The organism is Mesorhizobium sp. B2-8-9 (genome assembly GCF_006439475.1).
Lineage (GTDB): Bacteria > Pseudomonadota > Alphaproteobacteria > Rhizobiales > Rhizobiaceae > Mesorhizobium.
Map to the genome: position 1 here is coordinate 89,450 of NZ_VFTQ01000013.1, position 24,994 is coordinate 114,443.

A 24,994-nucleotide genomic window follows, 5' to 3' on the forward strand; every position below is an offset into this window, starting at 1 on the left:
TACCGACTATGATTTTGCCTAAACGAGTTCGCCGCTTTTCGACGCTTCTGGCGGCCTCGGCCGTCCTTGCGCTGTCGTCGCCGGTGTTTGCTCAGGACATCAGCGAATCGCATCTGAAGGCCGCGCGCGCGGCTGTCGCGGCGATCCATGCCACGGACTCGTTCGACAACATCCTGCCGCAGGCGGCCGGCGCGCTGGAATCGCAGCTCATCCAGAAAAACCCCGACATGCAGGAACTGATCGGCAAGACCGTGACCGAGAAGGCGCTTGGCATGGCCTCGCGGCGCGCCGACCTGGAAAAGGAGGCGGCCATGGCCTATGCCAAGGTGTTCTCCGAGAAGGACCTCAACGATATCGCCGCCTTCTACAGCTCCGAGGCCGGCAAGAAGCTGCTGGATAGCGGCCCTGCGGTGACGCGCGACCTCGTCAAGGCTGCCGACATCTGGCAAAATGGCGTTGCCCGCGATCTCGCCCAGCAGGTCGGCGAGACGCTTGCGGCCGCCGCCAAGGCCAAGGCGCCGGCAGCGCCGGCTCCGGCCGCCACCGCGCCCGCCGATGGTTCCGCTCCGGCGGACAATTCGGCTCCGGCTGACGATTCGCAGAACTGATCGCTGTCAATCCGCCGACAGCGGCTGGACCACAAAGCCCGGGTTTGCCCGGGCTTTTCTTTTGCCGCTCGGCAGCCTACCTCTGAGCCCCGTCTTTCTCATTCGCAGGAGCCCAAGCGATGGCCGCTTATGACTATGATCTGTTCGTCATCGGCGGCGGCTCCGGCGGGGTAAGGGCGGCCCGGGTGGCGGCGGCTCTCGGCAAGCGCGTGGCCATCGCCGAGGAATACCGCTTCGGCGGCACCTGCGTCATTCGCGGCTGCGTGCCGAAGAAGCTCTATGTCTATGCTTCGCAATTTCCCGAGCATTTCGCCGACGCCGCCGGCTATGGCTGGACGGTGCCCGAGGCGAGCTTCGACTGGCCGACGCTGGTCGCCAACAAGGACAAGGAGATCGCGCGGCTCGAAGCGATCTACAAGAAGAATGTCGAAGGCTCCGGCGGCGAGACCTTTCATTCACGCGCAGTGCTCGTCGACGCGCACAGCATCTATCTGGTTGCCGAGGACCGCACGGTCAGCGCCGACCAGATCCTGATCGCCACAGGCGGGCGTCCGGCGCCGCATCCGGCGCTGCCAGGCCATGAATATTGCATCTTCTCCAACGAGGCCTTCGATCTCAAGGAACTGCCGAAGGCGATCATGATCGAGGGCGGCGGCTACATCGCCGTCGAATTCGCCAACATCTTCCACGGCCTGGGCGTCGACACCACGCTGGTCTATCGCGGCCAGGAGATTCTGAGCCGCTTCGACATGGATCTGCGCCGCTCGCTGCACGAGACAATGGAGAAGAAAGGCATCAGGATTCTTTGCCACGCGGTTTCGGAATCGGTGCGCAAGACACCGGAGGGCAAGCTGGACGTGCTGCTGTCTTCCGGCCAAACGCTGACGGTCGACCAGGTGATGCTGGCGATCGGACGTCTCCCCAATACCGAGAATATGGGCCTGGAAGGCGTCGGCGTCGAACTCGGCAAGACGGGCGCGATCGTCGTGGACAAATATTCGCGCACCAATGTCGATAACATCTGGGCGATCGGCGATGTCACGCATCGCGTGCAACTCACGCCAGTGGCGATCCACGAGGCGATGTGCTTCGTCGAGACGGCCTTCAAGGACAACCCGACAGCGCCGGACCATGACACCATTCCGACGGCTGTATTCTCGCAGCCGGAGATCGGCACCGTCGGCCTGTCGGAAGACGACGCAATCGAGCGCTATGCGGATGTCGAGATCTACCGCGCATCCTTCCGTCCGATGCGCCACACGCTGTCCGGCCGCGACGAGAAGATGCTGATCAAGCTGGTGGTCGACGGCGCATCCAGGAAGGTGATCGGCGCCCATATTCTGGGCCCCGATGCCGGCGAGATGGCGCAGCTTCTCGGCATTCCGCTGAAGGCTGGCCTGACCAAGGAGGACTTCGACCGCACCATGGCCGTGCATCCGACCGCGGCCGAGGAGCTGGTGACGATGTACAAGCCGACCTATCGCGTGAAGAACGGCGAACGGGTCTGACCGGATCGTGGGATGCGACGGCCGCCGGCGATGCCGGTGGCCGTCAAGATGCTTCTACAGAAGCGTGCCGCGCAGGATCATCAGCGCCACCGAGAAGTAGATGACCAGCCCGGTGACATCGACCAGCGTGGCGACGAACGGCGCCGAAGCGCTTGCCGGGTCGAAGCCGATGCGCTTCAGCGCGAAGGGCAGCATCGATCCCGACAGCGAGCCGAAGGTGACGATGCCGACGAGCGCCGCTCCTACCGTCGCCGCGATCAGCATCCAGTGCGGGCCGTAGTCGTAGAAGCCGAAATACTGCCAGAGCGCGATGCGGCAGATGCCGACGATGCCGAGGATCGAGCCGAGCACAAGGCCGGTCGGCAGCTCGCGCAAGGCCACCCGCCACCAGTCGCACAGCCCGATCTCGCGCAGCGCCAGCGCGCGGATGACGAGCGAGGTCGCCTGTGAGCCGGAGTTGCCGCCGGAGCTCATGATCAGCGGGATGAACAGCGTCAGCACGATCGCCTTCTCCAGCTCGCCTTCGTAGCTCTGCATGGCGTTGGCCGTCAGCATCTCGCTGAGGAACAGCGCGCAAAGCCAGCCGGCCCGCTTCTGGATCATGGCGAGGAAGCTCATCTTCATATAGGGCTCGTCCAGCGCCTCCATGCCGCCGAAGCGGTGCACGTCCTCGGTCGTCTCCTCGATCATCGTGTCGATGATGTCGTCGATGGTGACGATGCCGAGGAGCTTGCCGTGGTCGACGACCGGCAAGGCGAGCAGGTCGTATTTGGAGATTGTCTGCGCCAGGGTCTCGCGATCGGTGAGCGGCGTCACCGTCACCGGCATGCGATCGGGCGCCACCGACAGGATCGAATCCTCCGGATTGCCGGTGATCAGCCGGCGCAATCCGGTCGCCCGCAGTAAAAGATGCGTCTCCGGGTCGACGATGTAGATGGCGTAGATGGTTTCGCGGCTGCGCTCGACCTTGCGGATGTAGTCGAGCGTGCGCCCAACGGTCCAGTCGGAAGGCACGCTGACGAATTCCGTCGTCATGATCGAGGCGGCGCTGCCTTCCGGATATCCCAGAATGGACAGCAGCATCGCGCGCAGCGGCGGCGCCAAGGCGCCGAGCAACTCCGAGCGGGCCGGCTCGTCCAGCTCGCGCAGGATGTCGGCGGCGCGGTCGACCGACATGGCAGTCAGGAGCTTGCCCGCCTTCAGGCGCGGCAGGGCCTCGGCAAGCTCGGGTGCTGCTTCGAGCTCAGGCTGGTCGAAAATCTCAACCAGCCGCTCGAACGGCACGGCGCAGAGCAGCTCGATCGCCGTCTCGCGGGATTCATGGTTGAGGGCTTCAACGACGTCGGCGACGTGATCGTTGGCAAGAACACGGGCGACAGCGATTGCTTCGTCGTCCAATACGGGGGCGAATTCGTTCATGGCTCACTCCTTGCCGTCCGGCAGGACGTGAGCCGTCAGGTCACGTCAGGGCGGACGGCGGTTGCGTTCGACTGTGACTGTCGCCAGGCATGGCGGGTTGACCTTTCTGCTCGCGGGGGTCGAGTTTGAATTTGGCGAGCGGGCGCAACATAGGAGCGGTTTTTGCCGAGTCAATCGCGAAGGGCGCCGAAAAGGGACGCGGGCAGGCCGGATCGCGAGACTGTGATCGAAGACGCCGGTCAAGGGCTTGGTAGGACTGCTATTTCTGCTTCAGCCGGCGGAAGCGCAGCCACTTTTCCTCGACCGGCCGAGGCTGGGCGAGAATGGTGGTGAGCTCGCGCGGCAGGCTGGGCGCAAGCGGCTTCTTGGTGGCCACGCCGTCGGCAATCGAAACCACGCTGTGGTAGAACTCCTCACCGGACAGCGAGCGCGGCGCCACCGCCTCGTGCATGACGCTGATCACTGTGACGTTCGGGCAATTGTCCTTGATCGCCTGGTGGAAGGCGATCTTACCTTCGGGATCGAGCGCGCCGGTCGCTTCGTCGAGGAACAGAAGTCCCGGCTGCTGCAGGATGATGCGCGCGACCACCAGCTTCTGCTTCTGGCCGCCCGAAAGCACCTGGTCCCAGATCTTGCCCTCGCGGCTCTCGTCGGCCAGCTGCCCGATGAAGTCGCCGAGGCCGGCCTTGTGCAGGGCCGCGGCAACCTGCGTGTCGCTGTGATCGCTCTCTGAACCCGGCAGGCAGACGAGCTGCTTCAGCGAGACCTGCTGCAGCTTGACCTCCTGAGCGGCGTAGAAGCTCGTCACGCCCTCCGGGAAGACGATGGTGCCGCGGCCATATGGCCACAGGCCGTTGATCGCCTTGATCAGCGAAGTCTTGCCGCAGCCGGATTCGCCCTTGAGGAAGGTCCATTCGCCGCGGCGGAAGCGCAGATTGGCGGCGCTGAGGAAAGGCGTCGCGTCCTCGCCCTGATGCGCCAGCTCGAGCTTCTGGATGGTCAGGCCGAACACCGGGTTCTGGGTGGCGTAGCCGAAGTCGGAGCGGCCGGTCTGCTGATAGAATTCGCGCGGGTGCTGAACGTTCTCGATGGCGTCGGCGAGCTCGGTGACGCGCTGGCTGTTGGCCCTGAGCGTCGCGATCGCCGGCATCACATGGATGAACCACGAGCACTGGCTGATCAACTGGGCGACCATTTCGGAGCCGGTGATGTAGCCTTTGTAGTCGAGACGGTTGTGGATGAACGACACGAGGCCCGGGGCGTAGGCAACGATACGGGCGCCGACGAAATTGTAGATCAGCTCGAACGACGTGTAGCTGGTGTTGACGATATTGAGTCGCCCCCACGTTTTGTCGATGTCGACATAAAGCCTGTCATGCATCGACTTTTGCACGCCCTCGCCATGCGAGGCGGCGACGTGGAAGCTGCGGCGCAGGAATGTCGTCAGTTCGCTGCGGTAGCTGCCCTCGGCCTGCTGCATGCGCACGTTGAGCCGCTCGAGCAGCCGCCCGAGCTTGACGGCGATCCAGGTGTTCAGCGGCACGTAGATGGCGACGGCGAGGAAAGCCAGCACCGCGGTGCCGTAGCCGCCGAGGAATTCCAGGCCCTTGACCTCGACCGAGGACCCGATCAGGTTTTCGCCGATGAAATAGAGCGAAGTCGCGACACCCAGCACGCCCATGGCAAGCCCGATGGCGCCGCCGGTCATGTCCTTGATGGATTCCTGGATGCGCTGGTCGATGTTGTCCGGAGCGACGATGCCGCCGGCCGCCGAGCCGTGCTGCGCATGAAAATGGGTATGGTTGCCGTCGAGCAGCGCCTGGTTGAACTGGCTGTTCAGCCAGCCCCGCCATTTGCGGTGCAAGGTCGTTGAAACGAGATTGCGCACGCCGGTGAAGCCGGCATCCTTCAGCACGACCAGCAGCACCAATATGCCGGCATTGGTCAGAATGGTCTGCAACGGGTGGGTGTTGGCCGCGTCGTGGAGGAAGGCGATCGAATTGCCCAACTCGCCCAGTGCCAAGGCGAACCAGACGCCAGCCTTGCTGGACAACGCCGTCAGCAGCGCGATGACGAATGTGAGGGTCCAGGCTTCCTTCCACCGGTCGGAGAACCAGTAGGCTCGCATCAGCCCCCAGAATGTGCGCATCGACGATACCGGCGTCAGCGACGAGGTCTTCGCCTCGTTGGATGTTTGCTCCGGTACTGTTCGTTGCGGTCTACCGACCCCAGTCACGATCCCGCCCAAACCTTTCTTAGTTTTGTTACACAGGGTAACACCAATTGATCATTTTCCATTAATTTTCTGCCAACGAATGTGAACACGGTTACTCGCCGTGGCATCAGGGCAACAGAAAGGCTGCGCCGGGCGATCGCTACTCGCGGCGATTTCATCTTGTATTTCAGTTTGCTAGAGCTGTTTTTGCCAGCCGGCGGCAACCTTCCCTAAGGGAAGTGGAAAACACGGGTTTGTGAATGAAAAAGAGGTGTCCGCAGGCCGCGATGACTACTGGCGGTGACCGGAATGACCGAAAATTTGCCGCCCGTGAGCTACTCAGGGTTTACCTGATTCGTCTTTTCCGGAGGCGCTGAAAATGGCCGGAAATGGTCTTGTCGGCAGTGTCGTATCTGTCGATGGCGATCTCGCCGCTGCCGAAACGGACATGGCCCTCCCGGCGATCAGGGCTGTTGCGGCGAGCTGACCAAGCTTGGCTACGGCAACAGCTTCTTCCTGAGCAAAGCCAAGGCGACCGCGAAACAGGAGGACAATTTTCAGGAAAGCGCGGGGCGGTCAGTTCGGCGGCTACGGATCGCGCTGACTGAACATTCAGTTCGCGGTTTCGAGCTCGCCGCGCGCCTTGGCCTGGGCCACTTGGCGGATGGCGTCGGCAAGCGTGTCGGCATCCTGCGCGCCCATCACGGCGTATTTGCCTTCGAGCAGGAAGCAGGGCACGCCGGTGATGCCCATGCGCGAAGCGGTGGCGATCTCGTTGCGGACGGCCTCAACGTCGGCGTCGGTCGGCAGCAGCGTCTCGACCACCGACGCATCCATGCCGGCCTCGCCGGCGGCCGTAACCAACACGGCATGGTCGCCGATGTTCACGCCTTCCTCGAAATTCAGCTGGAAGAGGCGGCGCACCAGCCGATTCTGCACGTCTTCGCCGGCTGCGCCCGCCCAGCGGATGACGCGGTGCGCGTCGAGGGTGTTCGGCGCGACCTTGATGGCGCCAAAGGCAAAGCTGATGCCCTCGGCTTCGCCGAGCGGCTCGATGCGCGCGTGGATCTGATGGATGCGCTCCTCGCTGCCGAACTTGCCGAGCATATATTGGCGGCGGTCCATGCCGGCGGGCGGGATGGTCGGATCGAGCTGGAATGGCCGCCAGCGCACGCGCACGTCGATGTCGCTTGCAGAAGCGATGGCCTTGTCCAGCCGCTTCTGGCCGATGAAGCACCAGGGGCAGACGACATCGGACACAACATCGACGGTGATGGTGTTCTTGGCGCTCATGCTCGTCTCCTGTTTGGTCTCTGCCGGTCGGGCCTGCCTCAGTTGGGCTTTCGCCACCAGGTCGGCAGCTGGTAGCCGAATATGGGGGTCTTTTGCGGATGTTCCAGATAGCTCCAGTAAGCGACCCATTGCTGCGTGTTGTACTGCATCGGCACCATGTAGCTGCCTGAGATCAGCAGCCGGTCGAGCACGCGCACCGCGGCGACATAGTCTTCTTTGGTGCGGGCGTTCAGCATCACGTCGATGGCGGCGTCGATCGCCGGATCGGCGACGCCGGCGAGGTTGAACGATCCTTCCGTTTTCGCGGCGACCGATCCCCAGCGGCCGACCTGCTCGCTGCCGGGCGACAGCGAATTGCTGAAGCCGCTCGTCCCGATCAGAACCTCGAAGTCGAAACGCTGCTTGCGCGACTGGATCTGGTCGCCGTCGAGGGTGCGGATGCCGACGTCGATACCGATCTTTTCCAGTGTGCGCTGATAGACGGCCGCCAGCCGCTCTTCGTCCTGCGACGAGGTCAGGATCTCGAAGCCGAACGGGTTTCCTTGCGCGTCGAGCATCTTGCCGTCCTGCACGTGGAAGCCGGCGCTCTTCAGCAATTCGAAGGCGGTTTTGAGCACCTTGCGGTCCTGGCCTGAACCATCCGTCACGGGTGGGCGCCAGGTGCCATCCATCACGTCCGGCGGCACGCGGCCGGGGTAGGGCGCAAGCAGCGCCTTTTCGCGATCGTCCGCGGGGTGGCCGAGCGCCGAAAGCTCGGAATTCTGCCAATAGCTCATGGTCCGGTTGAACTTGCCGCCGAACAGATTCTTGTTCGTCCATTCGAAATCGTAGAGCATGCCGAGCGCGCGGCGGACGACGGGATCGGCGAATTTGGGCAGCCGGGTGTTGAACAGAAAGCCGGTCACAACCGGAGGAATGCCGGTGTTGAAATACTCTTCCCTCACATCCCCCTTTCGGAAGGCTGGAAAGTCGATGTCGCGCTCACGCTTGACCGGATCGGTCTCGTCATCGAGAGCGCAAATTCCTTTCTTGAACGCTTCCGTCTTGGCGTTGGCGTTGAGAAAATACTCAATGGTGACCTGATCGAAATTGTCGAAGCCGCGCTTCGACGGAATGTCTTTGCCCCAGTAATCCGGATTCCGCTTGAAGACGATACGCTGCCCCGGCAACACCTTGTCCACGGTGTAGGGGCCGCTGCCGATCAGCGGCTTCAGCGTGGTCTTGTCGAACGTGTCCTTGTCGAAGGCGTGCTTGGGGACGATCGGCGTCAGCGCGACGATCAGCGGGAATTCGCGATTGGCCTTGTCGTTGAAGGTGAACTTCACGCTGTGCTCGCCGGTCTTCTCCAGCTTGGCGATCATGCTCATTCGGTCGCTGTAGGGCGGGCGGCCCTTCGCGGCGAAGACGTCGTAGGTGAACAGCACGTCCTCCGGCGTCACCGGCTGGCCGTCCGACCATTTTGCATTGGGGTTCAGATGGAACTCGATGCTCTTTCGCTCCGGGTCCATATCGGCGCTATCGGCAAGCAGCCCGTAGAGGCTGAAGGGCTCGTCATAGTTTCGCTGCATCAGCGGCTCGAAGACGAGATTGCCGTAAACCGTATCGATCATCCCGCGCGCTGTGGTGCGCAGGCTTTTCAGGATAAAGGGATTGAGGTTGTCGAAGGAGCCGACGACGCAATAAGTGACGTTGCCGCCTTTCGGCGCGACCGGATTGACGTAGTCGAAATGCTGATAATCGGGCGGCAGCGCCGGCTCGCCTTGCATGGCTAAGCCGTGCTTCGGCTCCGACTGTGCCGGAAGGAGCGAAAGAGCCAGAAACGAGGTCCCGGCGATCAGCCGGACGAGAACGCGGTCCATGACCGTCTCCTTGCCGGACGGCTTTGTGATTCGCCATGCACCCTAGAGCATTTCGCTATCCGATTGAATCGGCGCGCCAATGGGAATCGGGTTCCGCCGCTCCAGCGCCGATCGATGCTTGCCCTGGACATCGAACCGCGAAGAAATCGCGGAAACCGGGCTGGATTCGGTGTCGCTGGCAGTGTAACACGCGCTCCGAAGTCATCCTGTTGCCTCATTTGGGCAACAGGTAGCTGGACCACACGGCACGAAGAAGCCGGTCCCCGGGATCATTTGAGAGGAAAGTGCACCATATGACGATCAACGCGTACCGCCTTTCGGTGCTGGCCGCAGGCGTGGTCGGCGTTCTGGGCGCCGGGCTTTTCACCGCCTCGGCCCAACAGCAGCCGCAGATCCCGCAGGGCTGGTTCAAGGCCTGCACCAAGCAGGAAGACGTTGACATTTGCAATGTGCAGAACATCGTCACGGCCGGCAACGGCCAGCTCGTCACCGGCGTCAGCCTGATCGAGCTCAAGGGCAAGGTGAACCGCAAGGTCTTCCAGGTCACGGTGCCGACCGGCCGCCTCGTGCCTCCCGGAATTGCGCTGCAGATCGATGCCGGCAAGGCGCAGAAGCTGGACTATGTGATCTGCTTCCCGGATCGTTGCGTGGCGGAAGTGCCGCTGAGCGACCAGCTCGTCGCTTCCTTCAAGAAGGGGCAGGGCATCACGCTCACCTCGATCAACTTCCAGAACCAGCCGAACCCGATCAAGATCGCGCTCACCGGCTTCAGCGGCGCCTATGACGGCCCGCCGCTGCAGCAGTCGGACATCGAGGACCGGCAGAAAAAGCTGCAGGACTTCGTCGCCAAGAACAATCAGGACTTCGCCAAGAAGCTCAAGGACGAGCAGGACAAGGCCAAGACCGCAAACTGATCGCGCAAGCGCGTTTCTCGGAAACAAAAAGCGGAGCAAATGCTCCGCTTTTTTTATTGCCCCGCGCCGCGCGCTCTAGGCGACGTTCGTTAGCGCTTCAGTGCTTCGACTGGCGCTTCGGCTCGTAGCGGCCGTCCGGCAGCTTGTCGAACATCTCGCCGATCTGCGGATGCCGCACCGGCTCGCCCGACCGGTCCTCGAGCAGGTTCTGCTCGGACACATAGGCGATGTACTCAGTCTCTGAATTTTCCGCCAGAAGATGGTAGAAAGGCTGGTCCTTGCGCGGACGCACGTCAGCCGGAATAGCCTCGTACCATTCCTCTGTGTTGGCGAATTCGGGATCGACGTCGAAGATCACGCCGCGGAATGGAAACAGCCTGTGGCGAACCACTTGCCCGATCGAGAATTTGGCCGTTTTCATCACATTCACCACTTAGGGTCCGAGGCGCCTGTCGTGGCTGCGCGCAAGGCGCCTAAGGCCTTGAATTTACACATCACCCGGCCAAAAATCGACCCCGACTTTCGGCTGGTGCCTATTTGGCGCAGACGCGGCCGCAGTTCAATAGCCAACTGCTTGATCTTGGCTGAAGCAACGGGTTAGCCCGCGCGGGAGTTTTCCGCCTGAGCGAAAAAATTCCGGCATCATCCGCCTTGGAATACTACCGGCCGACTTCTTTTCTTAGGCCGCCGGCAATGGCGCGAAAGCCGCTGCCCGGCCGCAGCCCCTCGCGCATGAAGAAGGCGCGCAGCGGCGCGAAGCCGCCAAGCGCACTAAGGCCGGCGCTGCGCGCCAGCTGCGCCGGCAGCATGTCGGACAAGAGCGACATGTTGAGCAGGTTCACGGCGCCGCTGCGCGCCCAAATGTCAGGCCGGCGCCTCGTGTCATAGGCGGCAAGGCTTCGGCGCGATCCTGGATCATTGCTGTTTTCACTCGCGATTCCAATCAGATCGTCGATGTCCCTGATGCCGAGGTTGAGGCCTTGCGCGCCGATCGGCGGAAACACATGCGCTGCCTCGCCGACCAGGGCTACGCGGTTTTGCGCGAAGCGACCGGGCGAGGCGGCCGACAAAGGATAGATCTGGCGGCCCGGCTCGACAGAGACCCGGCCAAGCATCGATTGCATCTGCTCCTCGATACGTCCCGACAAGATTGCATCGTCGAGCGCGGCAAGCTCCCGCGCGGTCTCCGGCCTCACCACCCACACAAGGCTCGAGCGCCTGCCGGGCAGCGGCACCTGCGTGAACGGCCCTGTCTCGGTATGGAACTCGGTTGAAACGAAGCCGTGCTCGCTGCGGTGGCCGAAATTGAGCACAAGCGCCGACTGCGGATAGGGACGCGCAAAGGCGCGAATGCCGGCGGCTTCCCGCGCCAGCGACAGGCGTCCGTCGGCGGCGACAGCAAGCGATGCTGAGAGTTCGCTGCCGTCGGCCAGCCGGGCATGGGCCCGATCGGCGTCCAGGCGCCATGACTCGACGGTGGATTTCAGCCAGTGAATGCCACCATGAGCTGAAACCGCCTCGGCAAGAATGGTGATCAGGGCCTTGTTCGGCAGATTGAGCCCGAATTGTTCCTCGCCGATCTCGCTGGCGCGGAAGGTCACGGTTGGACTGCGGATCAGCCGCCTTGTGGCATCGACGATGCGCATCACCTTGAGCGCCGCGGCCTGCGGCCTCAGTTCGGCAAGGATGCCCAGTCGTTCAAGGACTTTCAGGGCGGGGTTCATGAGAGCGGTGGTGCGGCCGTCGGCGGTGTTGGCCTCAGGGCCGACCAGCGTCACGTCGAAGCCGGCCTCGGCGAAGCCGAGCGCGGCGATCAAACCGGCCGGACCGCTGCCGGCAACCAGGATGCGGGCTTTGTCGTTGTGCTCCACGCCAGGCTTCCACAATGCGAGGCGACCCGTCGGGCCTTTGTCCGGATATAGGGCAGATTGGCCGGCTTGATCAACGCGGCGATTCAGCCCATTCGATTGCCATGAGCGGCGAGCAGCATGATTTCAGCCATCTCGACCGCGCCGGCCGCGCCACGGCTGGCGTGGCGCGCAGCCCGCGCCTCGCAGTCATGCTCACGATCGGTATCGGCATCGCCCTTGCGTGGTTGCTTCTCGGCGCAATGGCGATACGCGGCGCTGAAGGCAACCCCGTCGGCGCCCCCGGCGATATGCTGCTGAAAAATCTGCCGGGCCTGCCGTTGCCGGATTTTCTCGACCGGTTCTTCGCTCTTTGCCTCGCGCCGGCGCCGCTTGCCGGCATGGCCGGCCTGCAGGCGCCGGCGCTTGTGCTGATGTGGTTCCTGATGGCCGTGGCGACGATGCTGCCTTCGGCGGCGCCGCTGATCCGCACCTATTGCGAAATCGCCGATACTGCGAAGATCAAGGGAGAGCCGGTCGTTCATCCGCTGGTGCTTGTCGCCGGATACCTCGCCACATGGCTCGGCGCATCCGTGGGTTTCAGCGTGCTGACGCTCGCGGTGTACGCCTTTGCCGGTTCCGGCCGGATGCTCGACCCCGCCGTCGGGCTTGCCGGCGCTATCGCGCTGCTTGTCGCCGGCCTCTATCAATTCAGCGGCCTGAAACAGGCGTGCTTGGAAAAGTGCCGCAATCCGTTCTCGATCCTGTTCGCCAGGTGGAGCGCGAAACCAGGCCGCATCTTCCGGCTCGGCTTGGAACAGGGCGTCTGGTGCCTCGGTTGCTGCTGGGCGCTGATGCTGGTGATGTTTGCCGTCGGGGCGATGAACGTCTTCTGGATGGCGCTGATCGGCCTGTTCACGCTGATGGAAAAACAGACCGCCGGCAGGGTGGCCAGCCGTGTTGCCGGTGCGATACTGCTTGTGTGGGCGGCTGCCCTGCTATTAGTTTCGGCGTGAGGGAGAATTCGATGACCGACAAAAGCTGGGCAATGAAAGGGGAGCTGGTACTCTCCTGCAATTGCACGGTTTTCTGTCCCTGCGTGCTGTCGCTTGGCAGCCATCCGCCGACCGAGGGCTATTGCCAGACATGGGCAGGCTTCCGCATCGATGCGGGCCATTTTGGCGAGGTCGAATTGTCGGGCCTCAATCTCGGCCTGATCATGGAAATTCCCGGCTATATGAGCCGCGGCAACTGGACGGCCGGCCTGTTCATCGACAAGCGCGCGTCGATCTATGCGGCGAAGGCGCTGACCAAGATTTTCACCGGCAAGGCCGGCGGCACCACCTCGCTGTTGTCGATCCTCGTCGGGAAATTCCTCGGCGTCGAGCAGGTGCCGATCACCTACGAGACGCACGACAAGACGCGCGTCTTCCAGATTCCCAAGATCATTGACGGCGCAGTGACGCCCATTCCTGGCAAGGACCGTGAGAAAGATACGGTGATCGCCAATTCGGAATATTGGATCGCGCCGGAAATCATCGTGGCGAAGTCCGACAAGAGCAAGATGCGCGCCTTCGGCCGCAACTGGAATTTCGCCGGCCGCTCGGCCGAAATCTGCAAGCTGGACTGGCGGGGACCGTGAGCAAGAACACAAGGGCCGGCAAGGCAGCAAAGAAGATCGCGCAACGGATCCCATTGCCGAAGAAGAAGGTGACGTGGCCGCAGGCGCGCGCGTTCTCCGTGCATCTACTCACCGCGTCGGGATCGTTCCTTGCCTTCCTGTCGCTGGTCGCGGCGAGCGAGCAACGCTGGACGGCGATGTTCTGGTGGCTGGGGCTGGCGCTGTTCGTCGATGGTATCGACGGTCCGATCGCCAGGAAGCTCGAGGTCAAGGAAATCCTGCCGACATGGTCGGGCGAACTCCTCGACAACATTATCGACTACGTCACCTACGTGCTCATTCCGGCCTTCGCGCTCTATCAGCGCGGCTTCATGGGCGAGAATCTGTCCTTTCTGTCGGCGGCCATCATCGTGGTCTCCAGCGCGATCTACTATGCCGACACCGGCATGAAGACGAAGGAGAACTTCTTCAAAGGGTTTCCCGTCGTCTGGAACATGGTGGTGTTCACGCTCTTCGTCATCGAGCCTGGGCAATGGGTGTCTTTCGCGGTGGTGGTGGTTGCCGGCATTTTGACCTTCATGCCGATCAACTTCATCCATCCGGTGCGTGTCGTGCGGCTGAGACCGGTCAATCTCTTTATGACGCTTTTGTGGTGCGCCTTTGGCGCGCTGGCGCTGGCGCAGGCAGCACTTGCCGCCTTCTATGACAAGATCGGCGTGCTGGGAGAGCAGGTCAGCAACTTCACCAAGATCGGCATCACGATCACCGGCCTCTATCTCGCCTGCATCGGAGGCATCATGCAGATGTTTCCCAATCTGGGCGCCAAGAAGTCCTGATCCTGGATCAGGATATTTTTGGCTGAATGGTCATCCTGGCCCTAGCTGTATATCGGCGCATGATTTTCCGAAAATCGGTTCTCCCTTTCGCAAACATGTTTCCAGATTTGTGCACTTACCCTTCAGAGAGCTGAGCGATGTCCAAGGCAATCCGCATCCACGCCCATGGCGGCCCCGAAGTCCTGGCCTATGAAGACGCCGACCCCGGCCAGCCGGGAGAAGGCCAGATCCTGGTCCGGCACACGGCAATCGGCCTCAACTTCATCGACGTCTACTATCGCTCCGGGCTTTATCCGCCACTTGGCGGTTTTCCGCTGATCCCAGGCGGCGAGGCAGCGGGCGTCGTGCTGGCGCTCGGCCCCGGCGTCGACTGGCTGAAGCCCGGCGACCGCATCGCCTATGCGGTCAATGTCGGGGCTTACGCTGAGCAACGGGTGATCGCGGCCGACCGTGTGGTCAAAGTGCCGGACGGTATCGGCGACGAGCAAGCGGCGGCGATGATGCTGAAGGGCATGACGGCCGAATACCTCTTGCGCCGCACCTTTCCCGTCAAGGCCGGTGACACGATCCTCTACCACGCAGCCGCCGGCGGCGTCGGCCTGATCCTCGGGCAATGGGCAAAGCATCTCGGCGCGACCGTGATCGGCACCGCGAGTTCCGCCGACAAGATCGAGCTTGCGCGGGCGCACGGCTTCGATCACGTCATCAACTACAAAGAGCAGGATTTCGTCGCCGGCGTCGAGGCGCTGACGGGCGGGAAGAAATGCGACGTGGTCTACGATTCCGTCGGCGCCGACACTTTTCCGGCATCGCTCGATTGCCTGCGGCCGCTCGGCATGTTCGTCAGCTTCGGCCAGTCGTCGGGGCCGATCCCGCCTTTTTCGATATCGCTGCTGGCGCAGAAAGGCTCGCTCTATGCGACGCGGCCGACGCTCTTCGTCTACAATGCCAGGCGCGAGGATCTGGTGAAGTCGGCCGAAGCGCTTTTCGACGTGGTCAAGAGCGGCGCCGTCGAGATCAAGATCAACCAGCGCTATGCGCTGAAGGATGCTGCAAAGGCGCAAGCGGATCTCGAGGCCCGCAAGACGACGGGAACGACCGTCCTCATTCCCTAAAGCGCTTCACGGAAGCGGCGTACCGCTCTATCGCAATTCCGGACGGAAAACCGCTTTACACCCTTCGGCACGGTGCTCTTTCGGGCTGCCTTTGTTTTTCAGCGGCTTGCCGAGCCCGAAGGCACGGCTTGCCTGAAAAGGGACGCGGATTTTGCCGTTGTTCTCAAGAGATCTATCTTAGCCCTTGAGTTTCCGCTGAAATTCTTGAAGCTCTTTCAAGTCGGGTGCTGCTTTCCGACTGGAGCCGGCCGCGCATACCATGCTTTCGGGAACACAGAACATGTCTGGGAAACCGGATGGGAGGCACTGTGAGTGCAAATCATGACAGGGCGAACCTGCTCGAGGTTCGCGGCCTAACCAAGATATTCGGCACGCTGACGGCGTGCGATCACATCGATCTCAATATCGCAAAAGGCGAGATCCACGCGCTGCTCGGCGAGAACGGCGCCGGCAAGTCGACGCTGGTCAAGATGCTGTTCGGATCGCTCGAGCCGAACTCGGGCGAGATCTTCTGGGACGGCAAGCCGGTCAAGATCACCAACCCGGGCGCGGCCAAGAAGCTCGGCATCGGCATGGTGTTCCAGCATTTCTCGCTCTTCGAGGCGCTGACGGCGGCCGAGAACATCGCGCTTTCGCTCAATGATGGTTCGCCGATCAGCAGCATCGCCGCGAAGGCGAGGGCATTGTCCTACAGCTACGGCCTGCCGCTCGATCCGGATTCGCTGGTCGGAGATCTTTCGGTCGGCGAACGCCAGCGCATCGAGATCATCCGCTGCCTCCTGCAGACGCCGCAGCTCATCATCCTCGACGAGCCCACCTCGGTGCTGACGCCGCAGGAGGCCGACAAGCTGTTCGAGACGCTGGAGCGCCTGCGCGCCGAAGGCAAATCGATCCTCTACATCTCGCACCGGCTGGAAGAGGTCAAACGCATCTGCGACCGCGCCACGGTGCTTCGTCACGGCAAGGTCGTCGGCCACTGCAATCCACGTGAGGAGACGGCCGCATCGCTTGCCCGCATGATGGTCGGAAGCGAGGTGAAGGCGGTGGTGCGTGCGCCGGCGGAAGGCATCGAAACGGCACCGGCGCTGCTGGAAATCCGCAGCCTCAGCCGCAAGCCGGCGACACCCTTCGCCATCCCACTGAAGAACATCAACCTCACCGTACGTGCCGGCGAAGTGATCGGCATCGCGGGTGTGGCCGGCAACGGCCAGGGCGAGTTCTTCGAATCCGTCTCCGGCGAAGTGCTGCAGCAGGATACCGGTTCCGTGCGCATCCGCGGCAAGGACGCCGGTGGCCTTTCGATCACCGGCCGGCGGCTGATGGGAGCCGCCTTCGTGCCGGAAGAGCGTCTCGGCCATGGCGCAGCACCCCGCATGAAGCTTTCGGAGAACCTGCTTCTGTCTCGTCACGCCACCGACGGCAAGGCTTTCGTCGGTTCGGGCGGCACGGTGAAGAACGGCGCGGTTTACAGCGCTGCCCAGCGCATCATTAAAGCCATGGACGTGCGCAAGAGCGCGCCCGATCCGGAGGCCGCCGCATTGTCGGGCGGTAATCTGCAGAAATTCATTGTCGGCCGCGAGCTCGACCGCAAGCCCAGCGTCATGGTCGTCAACCAGCCGACCTGGGGCGTGGACGCAGGTGCGGCCGCTCACATCCGCCAGGCTTTGATCGAGCTCGCCCGCAGCGGCTCCGCTGTCCTTGTCATCAGCCAGGACCTCGACGAATTGTTCGAACTGTCGGATGCCATCGCCGTCATGCACAACGGAGAACTGTCGACGCCGCTGCCGATCGCCGAGGCGACTTTCGAGAAGGTCGGCCTGTTGATGGGCGGCGCCGAGCCCGGCCATGCCGAACACAGCTTGGAGGTCGCATGATGCGCATCGAACTTGTCAAACGCCCGCAGCGCTCGGCGCTGTTCTCGATGCTGTCGCCTTTCATCGCCTTCGCGCTGACGATCATTGCCGGCGCCATCATGTTTGCGCTGCTCGGGGTCAATCCGCTCAACGCCTTCGAGATCTATTTCGTCGAGCCGATCAGCCAGGTCTGGCAGTTGCATGAGCTCGCGATCAAGGCAGCGCCGCTGATCCTGATCGCGGTCGGCCTGTCGGTCTGCTACAAGGCCAACATCTGGAACATCGGCGCCGAAGGCCAGTTCATTTTCGGCGCGATCTTCGGCTCGATCATCCCGGTGCTGTTCCCGCAGTTCGAAGGCCCGCTGGTGATCCCGCTGATGCTTTTGCTGGGTATGGTCGGCGGTGCCTTCTACGCATCGATTCCGGCACTTCTGAAGACGCGCTTCAGCACCAATGAGATCCTCACCAGCCTGATGCTGGTCTATGTCGCGCAGCTTTTCCTCGACTGGCTGGTGCGCGGCCCATGGCGCGATCCACAAGGCCACGGCTTCCCGCAAACCATCCAGTTCGGCGATTCCGCCGTGCTGCCTGAGTTGATGCCGGATGCCGGCCGCGCCAATTGGGGTTTCATCTTCGCGCTGGTCGCCGCGGTAGCGATCTGGCTGATGATGAGCCGCATGCTGAAAGGGTTCGAGGTCCGCGTGCTGGGGTCAAGCCCAAGGGCAGGGCGCTTTGCCGGCTTCGGCTTCAACAAGATGGTGTTCTTCGCCTTCCTTCTGTCCGGCGCGCTGGCCGGTCTGGCGGGCATTTCAGAGGTCTCCGGCGCCATCGGCCAGTTGCAGCCGGTGATCTCGCCCGGCTACGGCTTCACCGCCATCATCGTCGCCTTCCTTGGGCGCCTCAATCCGCTGGGCATCGTCGCGGCGGGCCTGGTGCTGGCGCTGACCTATCTCGGCGGCGAGGCGGTGCAGAGCGCGCTCGGTATTTCCGACAAAGTGGCGCGCGTGTTCCAGGGCATGCTTCTGTTCTTCGTGCTCGGCTGCGACACGCTCATCCATTACCGCATCCGCCTGATCGGCATGGCGCTGACGAAGCCGAAGGGCGCGGCGCTCGAAACGGCGCCCAAGCTCGAGGAGGCTCGCTGATGGACATCACCGTCAACATCCTTTTGACCATCGCGACCGCGGCGACGCCGCTTCTGATCGCGGCGATCGGCGAGCTGGTGGTCGAGCGCTCGGGCGTGCTCAATCTCGGCGTCGAGGGCATGATGATCATGGGCGCCGTGGGCGGCTTCGGCGCCGGTTACCTCACCGGATCGCCGTGGATCGGCCTGCTAGCAGCTATCATCGTCGGCGCGCTGTTTTCGCTGCTGTTCGCCGTCATGACGCTGTCGCTGGCGACCAACCAGGTGGCGACCGGCCTATCGCTGACGCTGCTCGGCCTCGGTCTCTCGGGCATGATCGGCACCAGCTTCGTCGGTCAGCCGGGCGTGAGATTGCCCAATTTGGACATCCCGGGGATCAGCTCGATCCCGGTAGTCGGCAAGCTGGTCTTCGGCCAGGATCCGGTCTTCTACATCTCGATCGCGCTGACCGCGGCGGTGATGTGGTTCCTGTTCAGGACGCGCACGGGCCTGACGCTCCGCTCGATCGGCGACAGCCATACGTCGGCGCATGCGCTCGGCATCAAGGTCATCCGCTACCGCTATCTAGCCGTGATCTTCGGCGGCGCCTGCGCAGGCCTTGCCGGCGGCCACCTGTCGCTGGTCTACACGCCGCAATGGGTCGAGAATATGAGCGCTGGCCGCGGCTGGATCGCGCTGGCGCTGGTGGTGTTCGCTTCCTGGCGCCCGTGGCGGGTCCTGGCCGGCGCTTACATCTTCGGCGCGGTGTGGATCGGCCAGCTTCATGCACAGGCTTTTGGCATTCCGGTGCCTTCGCAGTTTCTTTCTTCGCTGCCCTATCTGGCAACCGTTGTGGTTCTCGTTCTAATCTCGCGCAACAAGCGGCTGACGATGATGAACACGCCGGCTTCGTTGGGGCAGCCATTTGTTCCGGATCGTTGACAACAACAAAAAGACGGGAAGCTCCAAGGCTTAACTCAGAGAGGTAACACAATGAAAAAACTGCTTATTGCGTTGATGACCACGGCCGCGGCCCTGTCCCTGGCGGCAACCGCCCAGGCCGCCGACAAGCTCAAGGCCTGCTGGGTCTATACGGGTCCGATCGGCGACTTCGGCTACTCCTATCAGCACGACCAGGGCCGGCTCGAAGTCGAGAAGGCGCTCGGCGACAAGGTCGAGACCGCCTATCTCGAAAACGTCTCGGAAGGCCCGGACGCCGACCGCGCTTTCGAGCGCCTGGCGCGCGAGAAGTGCAAGATCATCTTCGGCACCTCCTTCGGCTTCATGGATGCCGAAGTGAAGGTCGCCAAGAAGTTTCCCAAGGTTATGTTCGAGCATGCCACCGGTTTCAAGACCGGCGACAATCTCGGCATCTACAACGCCCGCTTCTATGAAGGCCGCTATGTGCTCGGCCAGATCGCAGCCAAGGAATCGAAGAAGGGCCTCGCCGGCTACATCGTTTCCTTCCCGATCCCGGAAGTGGTGATGGGCATCAACTCCTTCATGCTCGGCGCGCAGTCGGTCAATCCCGACTTCAAGGTGAAGATCGTGTGGGTGAATTCCTGGTTCGATCCCGGCAAGGAAGCCGACGCCGCCAAGGCGCTGTTCGACCAGGGCGCCGATATCATCGTCCAGCACACCGATTCGACCGCCGCTCTGCAGGTCGCGGAGGAGCGCAAGCTGCACGGCTTCGGCCAGTCGTCCGACATGATCAAGTTTGCACCGCACGCGCAGCTGACCTCGCTGACCGACGAATGGGGCCCGTATTACATCAGCCGCGTCCAGGCGGCGCTCGACGGCACCTGGAAGCCTGACAATGTCTGGCTCGGCATCAAGGACGGCGCCGTCAAGCTCGCCCCCTACACCAACATGGCTGACGACGTGAAGGCGATGGCCGAGGCGACCGAGAAGAAGATCGCCGGCGGCTGGAACCCCTTCACCGGACCTGTCTCCAAGCAGGATGGTTCGCCCTGGCTGAAGGACGGCGAGGTCGCCGACGACGGCACGCTGCTCGGCATGAATTTCTACGTCAAGGGCATCGACGACAAGCTGCCGCAGTAAGCGGCAAATCGCTGAGCCGAAAGAAAAAGGGCGCCGCAGGCGCCCTTTTTTATGCTGCGTGGGTCCGCGTGGGCCGTCAGACGGCCGAGCCGTAGAGGTCATAAGCATCGGCGCGGTCGATCTTGACCGTGACGATCTCGCCGGCACGCAGCGGCCGCCGCGACTGGATGTGCACGGAGCCGTCGATCTCCGGCGCGTCGTATTTGGTGCGGCCTTTGCCGGATGTGCCATGCGCCTCGTCGATCAGCACCGGCAGGCGCTTGCCGATTTTCTTGGCGAGCTGCGTTGCCGAGATCTTCTGTTGGCGCTGCATGAAGCGGTGCCAGCGCGCTTCCTTGACCTCCTGCGGCACCTGCTCCAGCCCGAGGTCGTTGGAGCGCGCGCCCTTGACCGGCTCATATTTGAAACAGCCGGCGCGGTCGATCCTGGCTTCGTCCAGCCAGTCGAGCAGCATCTCGAAATCGTCCTCGGTCTCGCCGGGGAAGCCGACGATGAAAGTCGAGCGGATGGCGAGATCCGGGCAGACCTCGCGCCAGCCGCGGATGCGGTCCAGCGTCTTTTCGCCATGCGCGGGGCGTCGCATGTTCTTCAGCACCTGTGGCGAGGCGTGCTGGAAGGGAATGTCGAGATAGGGGAGGATCTTTCCGTCCGCCATCAGCGGAATGACGTCGGCGACATGCGGGTAGGGGTACACATAATGCATGCGTATCCAGATGCCGAGCTTACCGAGCTCCTCGGCGAGGTCGAGGAATTTCGCCCGCACCTCGCGATCGCCAAACATCGACGTCTGGTACTTGATGTCGATGCCGTAGGCGCTGGTGTCCTGCGAGATGACCAGGATCTCCTTGACGCCGGCCTTGGCGAGCTTTTCGGCTTCGCGCAGCACGTCTGCGGCCGGGCGCGAGACGAGATCGCCGCGCAGTGCCGGAATGATGCAGAAGGTGCAGCGGTTGTTGCAGCCCTCGGAAATCTTCAGATAGGCGTAGTGGCGCGGCGTCAGCTTCACGCCCTGCGGCGGCAACAGGTCGACATAGGGATCGTGGCTTGGCGGAGCCGCCTCGTGCACCGCCGCCATCACGCTTTCATAGGCCTGCGGGCCGGTGATCGCCAACACGTTGGGATGCTTTTCGCGGATGACCTCCGGCTCGGCGCCGAGGCAGCCGGTGACGATGACGCGGCCGTTTTCGGAAAGCGCGGAGCCGATGGCGTTGAGCGATTCGTCGCGGGCGGAATCGAGAAAGCCGCAAGTGTTGACGACGACGAGGTCGGCGCCGTCATGCTTGCGTGCGATCTCGTAGCCCTCGGCGCGCAGCCGCGTGATGATGCGCTCGGAATCGACGAGCGCCTTCGGGCATCCAAGACTGACGAAACTGACGCGTGGGGCGGACATAAATTTGTTTTCCAAGAGATGAGGGCGAGATCGAGGAGCTTCAGCTCCGAAGATCGATCTACGGCGCGCGGCTTTGAGCCATTTCGCGCGGCGCAATAGCACGCTTCGGCACAGAAGCAAACCTGCCAGTCGGCCACGACAAGAGGCGATGCGGCAGATGCTCGCCTTGAAAGAGCGTCAGTGGCCGTCCGATCCGAACCAGGGCGCCAGGAAAGCAAAATGGTCGGGAAATTGCTGCACGGCGCCTCCCAGAAGCATGTTCACCGCGACATAGAGGATGATCAGCAGGCCGACATAGGCGATCCAGCGGTATTTGTGCAGCAGGCGCGCGACGAAGGATGCGGCAAAGCCCATCAGCGCGATCGAAAGGACCAGTCCGATGATCAGCACCGTGGGATGCTTCATGGCTGCGCCGGCGACGGCGAGCACGTTGTCGAGCGACATCGAGACGTCGGCGATGACGATCTGCCAGGCAGCCTGCGAGAAGGTCTTGCGCGGGCCTTTTCCGGCGATTTTGCCGTTATAATCGCCGTTCGACAGCGCTTCTGTCGCGTCGCGCTCATCCTCGTGGCTGACGCGCAGCTCGCGCCACATCTTCCAGCATACCCACAGAAGCAGGAGCCCGCCGGCAATGAGCAGCATCGGGCCGATGCTCAGCAGCCATTGCGTGATCAGGGCAAAGACAATGCGCAGGACGGTGGCTGCCGCGATGCCGACCAGGATGGCGCGCTTGCGCTGATCGACGGGAAGGCCGGCTGCCGCAAGGCCGATCACAATTGCGTTGTCGCCGGCAAGCGCGAGATCGATTGCAACGACCTGGAGGAGAGCCGAAAGGCCTGCGGCAGTGAATATTTCCATCGACTAGAAATCCTTGCCTGAAATGAGCGTAGCCCTTTACCGGGACGGGCCTAAAGGCACGGTCCATCGGCGTCAAGACGCAGGGTTGGACATCGCCGGAAAACAAGGCCGGCGGCGTAGGCCCTGATGGAATTAGGGTGGTCGCCGGCAAGCTGGCGAGGCCGAAAACTAGAGCGTTTCACCGTTTCACGGAAACGGCGAACCGCTCTATCTCTTTGTTTTGACGCAATTCCGGACGGGAAACCGCTACGCACTTTCCCTGGTATTGCTCTAGTCGTAGAGGTTATATTTGGCCCAGTCGGATTCCGGAATCTCGTCGCCGATCTTGTAGCGGAACTGCAGCACTTGCATATGGTCCGGCGCGGTCTGGCATTTGAACTTCAGCCGGTACCATTGGCCATTGCTGCGGAAGGCGGCGCCCGAGCTCTTGATGGCATCGGCGCTCATCTGCGGCGTGGCGAAGGCGTAGGCCACGACGCGGTCGGCCTTGTAGTTGCGATCGTCGTGGCTGATCCGGTCGAGCACCTCGGCGTCACAGCGCTGTTCGAGGCGGGTCTGCGGATCGAGTTTCATCAGGCCGGCGCGCAAGGCATTGTCCATCGCCTTGGCCGGCAAGACCGGCGTCAGCGACGCCAGAACCATCAGGCAGAGCTTTTTCATGGGCGCGACAAGCAGCATATTTTATCCGATAAATCAAATAAACGGTGGTTTACCGCTGTCGGTCGCCAGCGCCGCATCGCTTCCAACGATTGCACCGTCTGCAACCCTTGATCGCCGCAAGCTGCGGGCTCATTAATTTGCGTGGAATGTCTGTCTCGTCGATGCCGGAAGCTACGGATTTCAGGCAACTGAACCAGTCGGACTTGCGCCTCTTCTGGAGGTCGCGAAAAGGCCGGTCGCAACGCGTAGTCCATGATAGGCTACATGTAACCATTGCGGAAAATGACTCATGGCATCGGCAAGAAGCGCGAAATCCACGCGTGTGAAGGTGCAGGAACATCGGGAGCGGCTACGCGCCCAGGGCCTGCGGCCCATCCAGATTTGGGTGCCGGACGTGCGCGCCGCGTCATTTAAGTCCGAGGCGCACCGACAGTCGGCGGCGGTGGCCGCGAGCGCCCGTGCGGCCGAGGATCAGGCGTTCATAGACGCGGTATCCGACTGGGACGATGAATGAGGCGGGGCGAGGTCTGGACCGTATCCGGCGGCAGGGACTATGCGGGCAAGCCGCGCCCGGTCGTCATCGTGCAGGATGACAGCTTTGACGCCACGGATTCGATCACGGTCTGCGCCTTCACCACGGACCCGACCGATGCGCCGTTATTTCGGCTTCCGGTGAGCCGAACGAGAGCAACGGGCTGCGCTCTCCTTCCCGGCTGATGGTGGACAAGATCACCTCGGTTCCGAAGTCGAAGGTCGGCGACCGGATCGGGCGGCTCGACGACGAGGATATGGTTCGGCTCAATCAGGCGGTGATGGTCTTTCTCGGCCTGGCGGTATCGCCGAGGCTTGGCCGGAAAGGGGAATGCTGGGCGCGCGTCGGCGCCCCCTAGATGGGGCGATTTCTCGTGGGAGATCGCGATTTGGTCAGGCGCAACAAGCCCAAGCAATTATCGGAATCAAAGCTGAGGCGGTTCCTGGCCGCAGCGGAGGCGCTGCATCTCAGCATCACCGGGCCGCTTATATCGCCGCACTGCGATCATTACCGGGCCACGCGAGGGTTGCATGAAGCGCTGTTGCGGGCGGTAAAGGAAATCACCGGCAAGGACGCCGAATTCATCCGCTGGAACACCACGGGGCCGGCTCGCTAAAAAGTGTCCACGCGGTTTGCCCTGGCCGTCCTATGCCCTTAAACGTCTTTCTCGATTGTCAATTTAAGGCGCGCCACATGGCAGATTTCGTTCGGGGAACAGTGATCCCCAATAAACTTGTCCCACTCATTGGACTATTCGTCGTCCGGTTTAGCGCGATGGAATCGGAAATGAACCGGCTCATTTGGCACGTGGCGGGACTAAGCGAAACGGCAGGACGTGCCGTCACTGCCAGCATCCCGAACTATTATCCGCGCGCTCGGCTTCTGGAATGGTTATCCCAGGAAATTGCAGACCCTACCGATAGCAAAAAGGTCAAAAAACTTGCCGATTCATTCATGAAAATCGGCGATTTTCGGAATAGGCTGATTCACGATGAAGCCCACTGGTATAGCCACAACAATGAAACTGTGGGGATGTGGCAAGCCGATATAGGATTTGTAACAAGAAAACCAACAGAGGTTTCCGAAGAAGCGATTAATTACTATTCTGCACTTTCGTGGGAGGTCCAAGCGCGAATGCAGCAATACAGTACCAAGAATTCAGTATGGTCCGATGACGCGCATTTTCCTTGGCATAGCAACCCTCCAAAGCCGCCTCAGAAAACGACGTTTAATAAGCAGGGCGGCACGCTTGGTTGACCTTTATCGGCGTGATTGCAATAGA

Annotated in this window: 23 protein-coding genes and 1 pseudogene; 15 read left to right on the forward strand and 9 right to left on the reverse strand. The window is 62.3% G+C overall.

The features are described from left to right. Positions 1–8 precede the first annotated feature (8 nt). Entirely contained in the window at positions 9–608 is a 600-nt protein-coding gene (locus FJ423_RS17125; RefSeq protein WP_095765420.1) for a DUF2059 domain-containing protein, read from the forward strand. Between the two features lie 119 nt (positions 609–727). Then, positions 728–2,116 (forward strand): glutathione-disulfide reductase, encoded by a 1,389-nt coding sequence (gor, locus tag FJ423_RS17130; RefSeq protein WP_140843323.1) that lies wholly within the window; start codon positions 728–730, stop codon positions 2,114–2,116. 54 nt (positions 2,117–2,170) lie between these two features. Here the strand turns inward: gor and mgtE are convergent, their stop codons facing one another. From mgtE to FJ423_RS17150, 4 genes are all read right to left on the reverse strand, one after another. Continuing rightward, the gene (gene mgtE, locus FJ423_RS17135) at positions 2,171–3,535 is read right to left on the reverse strand and encodes a magnesium transporter (protein ID WP_140843325.1); all 1,365 of its coding nucleotides are present in this window, start codon (positions 3,533–3,535) and stop codon (positions 2,171–2,173) included. 259 nt (positions 3,536–3,794) lie between these two features. Beyond that, positions 3,795–5,684 (reverse strand): ABC transporter ATP-binding protein/permease, encoded by a 1,890-nt coding sequence (locus FJ423_RS17140; RefSeq protein WP_176476918.1) that lies wholly within the window; start codon positions 5,682–5,684, stop codon positions 3,795–3,797. Positions 5,685–6,362: 678 nt separating this feature from the next. Next, positions 6,363–7,043: a DsbA family protein gene (locus FJ423_RS17145; protein ID WP_140843327.1), complete on the reverse strand. Its 681-nt coding sequence runs from the start codon at positions 7,041–7,043 to the stop codon at positions 6,363–6,365. Between the two features lie 38 nt (positions 7,044–7,081). Beyond that, positions 7,082–8,902: an extracellular solute-binding protein gene (locus FJ423_RS17150; RefSeq protein WP_140843329.1), complete on the reverse strand. Its 1,821-nt coding sequence runs from the start codon at positions 8,900–8,902 to the stop codon at positions 7,082–7,084. Between the two features lie 293 nt (positions 8,903–9,195). Here FJ423_RS17150 and FJ423_RS17155 point away from each other — a divergent pair, with 293 nt between their 5' ends. Next, positions 9,196–9,816 carry an invasion associated locus B family protein gene (locus FJ423_RS17155; RefSeq protein ID WP_095765425.1) on the forward strand — a complete coding sequence of 207 codons (621 nt, stop codon included), beginning with the start codon at positions 9,196–9,198 and terminating at the stop codon, positions 9,814–9,816. A 97-nt stretch (positions 9,817–9,913) separates the two neighbouring features. Here the strand turns inward: FJ423_RS17155 and hspQ are convergent, their stop codons facing one another. Continuing rightward, positions 9,914–10,237 (reverse strand): heat shock protein HspQ, encoded by a 324-nt coding sequence (gene hspQ / locus FJ423_RS17160; protein WP_040983419.1) that lies wholly within the window; start codon positions 10,235–10,237, stop codon positions 9,914–9,916. A gap of 238 nt (positions 10,238–10,475) precedes the next feature. Next, positions 10,476–11,687, reverse strand: a complete 1,212-nt coding sequence (locus tag FJ423_RS17165) for a UbiH/UbiF family hydroxylase (RefSeq protein ID WP_140843331.1) — start codon at positions 11,685–11,687, stop codon at positions 10,476–10,478. Between the two features lie 101 nt (positions 11,688–11,788). Here FJ423_RS17165 and FJ423_RS17170 point away from each other — a divergent pair, with 101 nt between their 5' ends. The 8 genes from FJ423_RS17170 to FJ423_RS17205 all read left to right on the forward strand — a co-directional run bounded on the left by FJ423_RS17170 (position 11,789) and on the right by FJ423_RS17205 (position 20,272). After that, complete coding sequence (locus FJ423_RS17170) at positions 11,789–12,679, forward strand: DUF2182 domain-containing protein (protein ID WP_140843333.1); 891 nt, start codon at positions 11,789–11,791, stop codon at positions 12,677–12,679. Between the two features lie 11 nt (positions 12,680–12,690). Beyond that, the gene (locus FJ423_RS17175; RefSeq protein WP_140843335.1) at positions 12,691–13,305 is read left to right on the forward strand and encodes a DUF1326 domain-containing protein; all 615 of its coding nucleotides are present in this window, start codon (positions 12,691–12,693) and stop codon (positions 13,303–13,305) included. Beyond that, positions 13,302–14,120 carry a phosphatidylcholine synthase gene (gene pcsA / locus FJ423_RS17180; RefSeq protein ID WP_181174816.1) on the forward strand — a complete coding sequence of 273 codons (819 nt, stop codon included), beginning with the start codon at positions 13,302–13,304 and terminating at the stop codon, positions 14,118–14,120. The genes FJ423_RS17175 and pcsA overlap by 4 nt, the downstream gene beginning before the upstream one ends. A 137-nt stretch (positions 14,121–14,257) precedes the next feature. Then, a complete protein-coding gene (locus FJ423_RS17185) occupies positions 14,258–15,235 on the forward strand; it encodes a quinone oxidoreductase (RefSeq protein ID WP_140843337.1) in 978 nt (325 codons plus the stop codon). A 296-nt stretch (positions 15,236–15,531) separates the two neighbouring features. Next, positions 15,532–17,109 (forward strand): ABC transporter ATP-binding protein, encoded by a 1,578-nt coding sequence (locus tag FJ423_RS17190; RefSeq protein ID WP_181174817.1) that lies wholly within the window; start codon positions 15,532–15,534, stop codon positions 17,107–17,109. Beyond that, positions 17,106–18,233: an ABC transporter permease gene (locus tag FJ423_RS17195; RefSeq protein WP_140843341.1), complete on the forward strand. Its 1,128-nt coding sequence runs from the start codon at positions 17,106–17,108 to the stop codon at positions 18,231–18,233. Before FJ423_RS17190 ends, FJ423_RS17195 begins: the two co-directional genes overlap by 4 nt. Then, entirely contained in the window at positions 18,233–19,153 is a 921-nt protein-coding gene (locus FJ423_RS17200; RefSeq protein ID WP_140843343.1) for an ABC transporter permease, read from the forward strand. Before FJ423_RS17195 ends, FJ423_RS17200 begins: the two co-directional genes overlap by 1 nt. Positions 19,154–19,204: 51 nt before the next feature. Continuing rightward, positions 19,205–20,272, forward strand: coding sequence for a BMP family ABC transporter substrate-binding protein (locus FJ423_RS17205; protein ID WP_140700241.1), 1,068 nt, complete (start codon positions 19,205–19,207; stop codon positions 20,270–20,272). Positions 20,273–20,348: 76 nt separating this feature from the next. On the opposite strand, the gene rimO is transcribed toward FJ423_RS17205, so the two are convergent. The 3 genes from rimO to FJ423_RS17225 all read right to left on the reverse strand — a co-directional run bounded on the left by rimO (position 20,349) and on the right by FJ423_RS17225 (position 23,198). Beyond that, positions 20,349–21,662 (reverse strand): 30S ribosomal protein S12 methylthiotransferase RimO, encoded by a 1,314-nt coding sequence (rimO, locus tag FJ423_RS17210; protein WP_140843345.1) that lies wholly within the window; start codon positions 21,660–21,662, stop codon positions 20,349–20,351. Positions 21,663–21,839: 177 nt separating this feature from the next. Beyond that, positions 21,840–22,520 (reverse strand): TerC family protein, encoded by a 681-nt coding sequence (locus FJ423_RS17215; protein ID WP_140843347.1) that lies wholly within the window; start codon positions 22,518–22,520, stop codon positions 21,840–21,842. Positions 22,521–22,790: 270 nt separating this feature from the next. Continuing rightward, the gene (locus FJ423_RS17225) at positions 22,791–23,198 is read right to left on the reverse strand and encodes a DUF930 domain-containing protein (RefSeq protein ID WP_181174818.1); all 408 of its coding nucleotides are present in this window, start codon (positions 23,196–23,198) and stop codon (positions 22,791–22,793) included. 271 nt (positions 23,199–23,469) lie between these two features. Here FJ423_RS17225 and FJ423_RS17230 point away from each other — a divergent pair, with 271 nt between their 5' ends. The 4 genes and pseudogenes from FJ423_RS17230 (at position 23,470) to FJ423_RS17245 (ending at position 24,969) form a co-directional block, all read left to right on the forward strand. Next, entirely contained in the window at positions 23,470–23,694 is a 225-nt protein-coding gene (locus FJ423_RS17230) for an antitoxin MazE family protein (RefSeq protein ID WP_140843349.1), read from the forward strand. Next, positions 23,691–24,070: pseudogene (locus tag FJ423_RS17235) on the forward strand (type II toxin-antitoxin system PemK/MazF family toxin). Before FJ423_RS17230 ends, FJ423_RS17235 begins: the two are co-directional and overlap by 4 nt. A gap of 30 nt (positions 24,071–24,100) precedes the next feature. Then, positions 24,101–24,328: a hypothetical protein gene (locus FJ423_RS17240; RefSeq protein WP_224628254.1), complete on the forward strand. Its 228-nt coding sequence runs from the start codon at positions 24,101–24,103 to the stop codon at positions 24,326–24,328. 77 nt (positions 24,329–24,405) lie between these two features. Next, positions 24,406–24,969, forward strand: a complete 564-nt coding sequence (locus FJ423_RS17245; RefSeq protein ID WP_140843353.1) for a hypothetical protein — start codon at positions 24,406–24,408, stop codon at positions 24,967–24,969. Positions 24,970–24,994: the final 25 nt, after the last annotated feature.

Coding starts and splice junctions, on each gene's coding strand:
- FJ423_RS17225 (WP_181174818.1), bottom strand. CDS start 23,198: ATGCTGCTTGTCGCGCCCATGAAAAAGCTCTGCCTGATGGTTCTGGCG.
- FJ423_RS17145 (WP_140843327.1), bottom strand. CDS start 7,043: ATGAGCGCCAAGAACACCATCACCGTCGATGTTGTGTCCGATGTCGTC.
- FJ423_RS17150 (WP_140843329.1), bottom strand. CDS start 8,902: ATGGACCGCGTTCTCGTCCGGCTGATCGCCGGGACCTCGTTTCTGGCT.
- rimO (WP_140843345.1), bottom strand. CDS start 21,662: ATGTCCGCCCCACGCGTCAGTTTCGTCAGTCTTGGATGCCCGAAGGCG.
- gor (WP_140843323.1), top strand. CDS start 728: ATGGCCGCTTATGACTATGATCTGTTCGTCATCGGCGGCGGCTCCGGC.
- FJ423_RS17170 (WP_140843333.1), top strand. CDS start 11,789: ATGAGCGGCGAGCAGCATGATTTCAGCCATCTCGACCGCGCCGGCCGC.
- mgtE (WP_140843325.1), bottom strand. CDS start 3,535: ATGAACGAATTCGCCCCCGTATTGGACGACGAAGCAATCGCTGTCGCC.
- FJ423_RS17205 (WP_140700241.1), top strand. CDS start 19,205: ATGAAAAAACTGCTTATTGCGTTGATGACCACGGCCGCGGCCCTGTCC.
- FJ423_RS17190 (WP_181174817.1), top strand. CDS start 15,532: ATGGGAGGCACTGTGAGTGCAAATCATGACAGGGCGAACCTGCTCGAG.
- FJ423_RS17230 (WP_140843349.1), top strand. CDS start 23,470: ATGGCATCGGCAAGAAGCGCGAAATCCACGCGTGTGAAGGTGCAGGAA.
- FJ423_RS17175 (WP_140843335.1), top strand. CDS start 12,691: ATGACCGACAAAAGCTGGGCAATGAAAGGGGAGCTGGTACTCTCCTGC.
- FJ423_RS17125 (WP_095765420.1), top strand. CDS start 9: ATGATTTTGCCTAAACGAGTTCGCCGCTTTTCGACGCTTCTGGCGGCC.
- FJ423_RS17200 (WP_140843343.1), top strand. CDS start 18,233: ATGGACATCACCGTCAACATCCTTTTGACCATCGCGACCGCGGCGACG.
- FJ423_RS17140 (WP_176476918.1), bottom strand. CDS start 5,684: ATGCGCACATTCTGGGGGCTGATGCGAGCCTACTGGTTCTCCGACCGG.
- FJ423_RS17185 (WP_140843337.1), top strand. CDS start 14,258: ATGTCCAAGGCAATCCGCATCCACGCCCATGGCGGCCCCGAAGTCCTG.
- hspQ (WP_040983419.1), bottom strand. CDS start 10,237: ATGAAAACGGCCAAATTCTCGATCGGGCAAGTGGTTCGCCACAGGCTG.
- FJ423_RS17195 (WP_140843341.1), top strand. CDS start 17,106: ATGATGCGCATCGAACTTGTCAAACGCCCGCAGCGCTCGGCGCTGTTC.
- FJ423_RS17155 (WP_095765425.1), top strand. CDS start 9,196: ATGACGATCAACGCGTACCGCCTTTCGGTGCTGGCCGCAGGCGTGGTC.
- FJ423_RS17215 (WP_140843347.1), bottom strand. CDS start 22,520: ATGGAAATATTCACTGCCGCAGGCCTTTCGGCTCTCCTCCAGGTCGTT.
- FJ423_RS17245 (WP_140843353.1), top strand. CDS start 24,406: ATGGCAGATTTCGTTCGGGGAACAGTGATCCCCAATAAACTTGTCCCA.